General features: G+C 63.9%; 6 protein-coding genes. All 6 read right to left on the reverse strand.

The window, feature by feature from the left end; translation table 11 throughout:
* Positions 1–1,735 (reverse strand): excinuclease ABC subunit UvrA (gene uvrA / locus VEK15_21975; GenBank protein HXV63384.1); only part of this gene is annotated, 1,735 nt, incomplete at its 3' end.
* A gap of 84 nt (positions 1,736–1,819) precedes the next feature.
* Positions 1,820–3,118 (reverse strand): TRAP transporter large permease, encoded by a 1,299-nt coding sequence (locus VEK15_21980; protein ID HXV63385.1) that lies wholly within the window; start codon positions 3,116–3,118, stop codon positions 1,820–1,822.
* A complete protein-coding gene (locus VEK15_21985; protein ID HXV63386.1) occupies positions 3,105–3,575 on the reverse strand; it encodes a TRAP transporter small permease in 471 nt (156 codons plus the stop codon). The genes VEK15_21980 and VEK15_21985 overlap by 14 nt, the downstream gene beginning before the upstream one ends.
* A complete protein-coding gene (locus VEK15_21990) occupies positions 3,572–4,672 on the reverse strand; it encodes a TRAP transporter substrate-binding protein (protein ID HXV63387.1) in 1,101 nt (366 codons plus the stop codon). The genes VEK15_21985 and VEK15_21990 overlap by 4 nt, the downstream gene beginning before the upstream one ends.
* Positions 4,673–4,676: 4 nt before the next feature.
* The gene (locus VEK15_21995) at positions 4,677–5,402 is read right to left on the reverse strand and encodes a sugar phosphate nucleotidyltransferase (GenBank protein HXV63388.1); all 726 of its coding nucleotides are present in this window, start codon (positions 5,400–5,402) and stop codon (positions 4,677–4,679) included.
* Positions 5,399–6,002: hypothetical protein (locus VEK15_22000; GenBank protein HXV63389.1), on the reverse strand; the 604-nt coding region annotated here is incomplete at its 5' end. The genes VEK15_21995 and VEK15_22000, both read right to left, overlap by 4 nt.

A 6,002-nucleotide genomic window follows, 5' to 3' on the forward strand; every position in this document is an offset into this window, starting at 1 on the left:
GGGCGGTCCCGGTGCCGACGATCTCCCCTCCGTGCACTCCCGCGCCCGGGCCGAAATCGATGACGTGATCGGCGGCTTCGATGGTCTCCCGATCGTGCTCGACGACGACGACGGTATTGCCCATGTCGCGCAGGTGGCGGAGCGCGGCCAGAAGGCGCGCGTTGTCGCGGGCGTGCAAGCCGATGGAGGGCTCGTCGAGGATATAGACGACACCGGTCAGCTCGGAGCCGATCTGGCTCGCGAGGCGGATTCTCTGTGACTCGCCGCCGGACAGCGACGGTGCGAGGCGATCCAGGGAGAGATATCCGAGCCCGACGTCACGCAGAAACCGAAGCCGATTGATGATCTCCTTGAGGAGCTCGGCGCCGATGAGCGCGTCGGTCCCGGCGAGATCGACGGTGGTGGCGAACAGGTGTGCGTCGTCGATCGAGCTCGCCGAAAGCTCCGCGATCGACTTACCCGCGATGCGAACCGCCAGGGCCTCGGGCCTCAGGCGTGCGCCCCGACAGGTCGAGCAGGGCTTGTCCGACATGAACTGGGCGTAGTGCTTGCGGACGGATTCGGATTCCGTCTCTTTCATGCGGCGCATCAGGATGGGCACGAGTCCTTCGAAGCGGGTCTGAAACGACCGCCTGCCCCTACGGATCGTGATCCGCTGCCGGTCGGCGCCATATAAGATGATGCGGCGGTCGGCCGCGGAAAGCCGGCTCCAGGGAATCGAGAGATCGATGCCGAAATGGCGCGCCATCGAGCGCACCACCGCAGCTCGCCAGCCTCCCTTTTCCTCGATGACGCCCCAGGGTCTCACCGCGCCCTCGTTGATGGAAAGCGAAGGGTTGGGCACCATGAGCCCCTCGTCCATTTCCGCCCGGGTTCCGAGCCCGTGACAGTCGGGGCACATGCCCTGGGGCGAATTGAAGGAGAACAGCTGGGGAGAGAGCTCGGGAAAGGATATGCCGCAGCGGTGACAGGCCTGGTGCTCGGAGAAGAGAAGCTCGTTCCCGCCTTCGGGTTGGACGACGAGGACGCCGCGACCTTCGCGCAACGCGGTCTCGACGGAGTCGGTGAGCCGAGAGCGGGACGTCGAGGCGAGCTCGGGTTTGGCCACCAGCCGGTCGATGACGAGCTCGATGTCGTGCTTCTTCTTCTTGTCGAGGACGACGTCGTCCTCGACCGAGTGAACCTTGCCGTCGACGCGCACGCGGGTGAACCCGCCCCGGCGGGCCTTTTCGAAGAGCGCCTTGTGCTCGCCCTTCCGTCCCACGATCCAGGGCGCCAGGATCAGGAATCGCGTTCCCGGCGGGAGCTTCTCGAGCTCCTCGACGATCTGCGGCGGCGTCTGCCTGGCAACCGGGCTTCCACAGCGATGGCAGACGAGCTTGCCGATTCGCGCGAACAACACTCTCAGGTAGTCATAGATCTCGGTGATCGTTCCCACCGTCGAACGCGGGTTGTGAGAGGAAGACTTCTGATCGACGGAAATGGTGGGCGACAGGCCGCGAATCGTGTCGTAGAGCGGCTTGTCCATCTGCCCGAGAAACTGCCGCGCATAGCTCGAGAGAGACTCGACATAGCGACGTTGGCCCTCAGCGTACAGAGTGTCGAAGGCGAGAGACGACTTCCCCGAGCCCGAAACCCCGCTGAAAACGACGAGTTTCTTCTTGGGTATCTCGACGGTGACGTTCTTGAGATTGTGTTGTCGCGCTCCGCGAACGACGATTCGGTCCGGCTCCAAGATGGTTCGAGACTAGCTCGAACCGAAGGGTGGGTCAACGGATGATCCGAGATCGAGGGCTCTTTGCTCGTGCTCGATGCCTCTTCATATCCCGAGCCATCGGGGAAGCGCGAGCGCCAGCTCGGGAAAGAACGTGACGAGCAGAAGCGCCACCACCATCGCGGCATAGAGCGGGATCAAGGCCCGGCTCACTTCGGCGATCGACGATCCCGATACCGTGCACCCGACGAAGAGCACGGTTCCCACCGGCGGCGTGCACAGGCCCACGCACAGGTTCAGCACCATCACGATACCGAAGTGCAGCGGATCGACGCCCACCGCGGTGACCAACGGTAGCAGCACCGGGGTGAATATCAGGACCGCGGGGGTGATGTCGAGGACGGTGCCGATGGCGAGAAGGAAGACGTTGATAATGAGAAGCGTGACGACCGTGTTGCCTTCAAAAGGGGCGAAGGCGGCGACCACGAGCTCGGGGATGCGCTCGTAGGCGAGCACCCAGGAGAACGCCATGGAAGCCGAGATGAGAAGCAGAACGATGGCGGTCGTCGTCGAGGCCTCGACCAGCACCCCGGGGATCGCGCGGAGCGGTACCTCGCGATAGACGACCACGGCGAGGATGAAGGCGTACAGAACCGCCACGGCGCCCGCCTCGGTTGCGGTGAACCATCCGGCGATGATGCCGCCCATGACGAGGACGACGAGGAACATGCTCGGGAGCGCCGCGAGAAATCGCCGTCCGAGCTCGGCGAGACCGACAGGAGCCTCGACGGGATAACCCCGGCGCATGGCGATCGTGCCCGCCACGATCATCAGCAGCAGGCCGACCAAAAGCCCCGGCAGGTATCCGGCCACGAAGAGCGCCGCGATGGAAACCCCTCCGGCAGCGAGCGCGTAGACGATGAGAATATTGCTCGGCGGAATGATCAAGCTCGTCGTCGCCGAGGCGATGTTTACCGCGCCGCTGAAGCTTGCATCGTAACCCTGCTCTTTCATTCTCGGAACCATGAACCCGCCGACTCCAGCGGCGGCGGCCACCGCCGAGCCGGAGATCGCGCCGAAGAGCAGGCCGGCGACGATGTTCACGTAGGCGAGGCCGCCCGGAAGCATGCCGACGGCGCCTCGGGCGAAATCGATGAGCCGCCTGGCGATACCGCCGCGGTTCATGATCTGGCCAGAGAGTATGAAGAATGGAATTGCGAGGAGCGTGAACCGATCCAATCCCGCGGCCATCCGCTGGGCGACACAGATCGTCGCCGTGGAGATGTCCATCGTCATCAGCAACGCCACGAACGCCGATAGGCCGATGCCCACGGCGATGGGTGTTCCCAGCGCGATTAGCACGACGAACGTGCCGACGAGGACGATGGTGTTAACTGGATCCATGCAAAAGGCGCGTGACTGCCGCCTCGATCGTGTAGAACAGGACGAGTAACCCTGACAAGGGCAGCGCGAGGTAGACATAGCCTCGCTCGAATCGAAGCGCCGCGGAAGTCTGTCCCAGCGCGAGGATGGCTTCCACGAGGCGAAGACCACCCACGACGAGAACGGTTACGGCGAACGACACCACGGTCGCCGCCACGATCACATCGAGCCAACACTTGCGGTGCTCGGGGTCGAGGAGGTCGATCGCGAGGTGAGCTTTCTGTCCGAAACCGTAGCTCGCGGCCAGCAGGCCGAGCCAAATCAATCCGAACCGAGCGAGCTCCTCGGTCACCGAGCTCGGATCGCGCAAGAGATATCGGGTGGCGACTTGCCACAGCACGACGAGCACCATCGCGGCCATGAGCGCCGCGAGGACGGCCTCGAGCGTGCGGTCGACGCGGGCTTTGAGGCGGCTCATTCCACGGCCCGGATGTCGTCGATGAGCGCGGCGAGCTCGGCCTCACCACGGTATCGCTGGTAGATCGATTCCACCGCGGCGACGAACGGAGCCTTGTCGGGTGAGACGATTTCGACTCCGGCGGCGCGCAGCGCATCGAGCGCCTCCTCGGTCGCCTTGCGCCACAAGCGCAGTTGCAGCTTCGCGGATTCCTCGGCGGCGATGCTCACTGCCTCTCTTTCCTCCGATGACAGCTCACGCCACAACCGAACGCCAATCAGCAGCACATCGGGGGTCGAAGTGTGCTCGTCGAGCGAGTAGTGACGCGCGACTTCGTAATGTCGCGAAAGATAGAAGCTGGGCGGGTTGTTCTCGGCGCCGTCGACGACGCCTTGTTGGAGCGAGGTATAGAGCTCACCCCAGGCAATCGGGGTCGCCGCACCGCCGAGCGCCTGCACCATGCTGATGGCGAGGCTCGATTCCTGAGTGCGGATCTTGAGACCCTCGAGATCGGTAGGGCTCGAGATCGGTTTTTCTTTCGAGTAGAAGCTCCGGCTGCCAGCGTCGTAATACGTGAGACCGCGGAGGCCCTGATCTTCGCCGGCTCCGAGAATGTTTTTGCCGATTTCGCCATGGAGCACCTTTTGCCGATGCCCTTCGTCGCGGAACAAGTAGGGAAGGCTGAATACCGCGTAACGCGGTACGAAGTTCTCGAGAACGCTCGTCGAGACCTTGGTCATCCCCAAGGCACCAATTTGAAGGAGCTCGAGACACTCGCGCTCGGTGCCGAGCTGCTCGGCAGGATGGACGTCGATTCGGATCCTGCCGCTGGATTTCTCGGCGGCGCGCTCGGCGAGAAACACCATCGCCTCGTGAACTGGATGGCTCGTCGGCAGGCCATGAGCGAGCTTGATGACGCGGACACCGTTGCCGCCGCCGCACGAAATCGCGAAGACGCTCGCGAGTAGCCAGACGGCGACGACTCCGAGGTCGACCTCGATTCCATCCGATTCGATATCGAGCTTCGCTTCGGCGGTACCCCGGATCTCGGGAGTGGAGCCCTCTCGGGGGCCCGCCCGGGCGCCGGATGGCGGAAGCAACGAAATCGAAAAAGGCATCGCTCTATCGGCCCTTCGTGAGCCAGGATTCGGCTGAAGCGTACCCTTCCAGATCACCGACGTCGAGGCGATCTCCTCGCATCTCGTGGGTGAACACCGGAAGCCGCGGCGCGAGCCAGGCGATGAAGCTCCCGAGTGCGTCGGCGGACGGGCGCTCGACGACGTAGCGCCCGAGCTCTTCGACAGCGTCGGCTTGCAGCATATAGAGAGCGGGGCACGCCCATTGGGAGGGTGGGCTCTCGGGTTTCTCCACGAGTCGGACGAGTCGGCCAGCGTCGTCGATTTCCGCGACACCCGTCCTCCTCAGCTTGTCGCGATTGGGCTCGAGGTACCGGAGGATCAAGTTGCGGGGCTTCTTTAGGTAGTCGGTGACGAACGGCTCGAGCGTATCTCGAAACAGATTGTCGCCCGCCGCCACGAGCACCGGCTCTCGAACGCCGAGCTGGTCGATCGTCCACGCGAGATCTTGTACCGCCCCGAGACGCGCCTCGTCGTGGGTGACGCCGTTGTTGAGGACGACCACCCGGCTCTCGCCCCAGGCGATGAATCGATCGTGAAACCGTGCATTGGAGACGACGACGATCTGCTCGAAGAACCCAGTCTCCTCGAGCCCATCGACGAGGTGGCCGACGATGGGCTTCCCCGCGGCGGGGAGAAGCGTTTTGGCGTGACCGCGGGTCAACGGATACATGCGGGTACCGAAACCGGCGCACAGGACAATCGCCTTCACAGGACGCGGACTCCGTCGTCGCTCTCGACGGTGAAGGCTTTCATGGGGAGCTCGGCATCGTCTCCGACGAGCGCCACGACGCAGCCGCCGAAGCCCGCTCCGCTGAAGCGTGAGCCGTATACGCCTTTCGTCTCGCTCAGCGTCCGTTGAATCTCGATGAGCTCGGGTGAGCCCGCTTCCCAGTTCTCGATCGAGCTTTGGCAGGACGCCTTCATCAGCGCACCGAAGCCCTCGATGTCCCCTTGCTTCCACAACTCGATGCCGCGCCGGACGCGGGCTCTCTCGGTGAAGAAGTGTCGTGCGCGAAGGAATTCGCGTCCCGTCAATCGGTCGCCGAAACGTTCGAACACCTCGTCGTCGAAATCGTCGAGGCCGGCGACCGGGCCTCGTCCGGTGTAAACGGCGAGCTTTCGACAAGCCGCGAAACATTCGTCCACGCGCGCGTTGTAGCCGGTTTCGGCGAGGTTGCGGTTAGAGCCGCTCGGGACCACGACGATCTGAAACGACGGGGCGCCCTCACCGAGAGGGATGGGCTCCCACTTCACGTTTCTGGAATCGATGGCGAGAATATGTCCCCGTCGGGCGCCGACGATGGCGGCG

Source organism: Vicinamibacteria bacterium, from assembly GCA_035620555.1.
Taxonomy (GTDB): Bacteria; Acidobacteriota; Vicinamibacteria; order Marinacidobacterales; family SMYC01; genus DASPGQ01.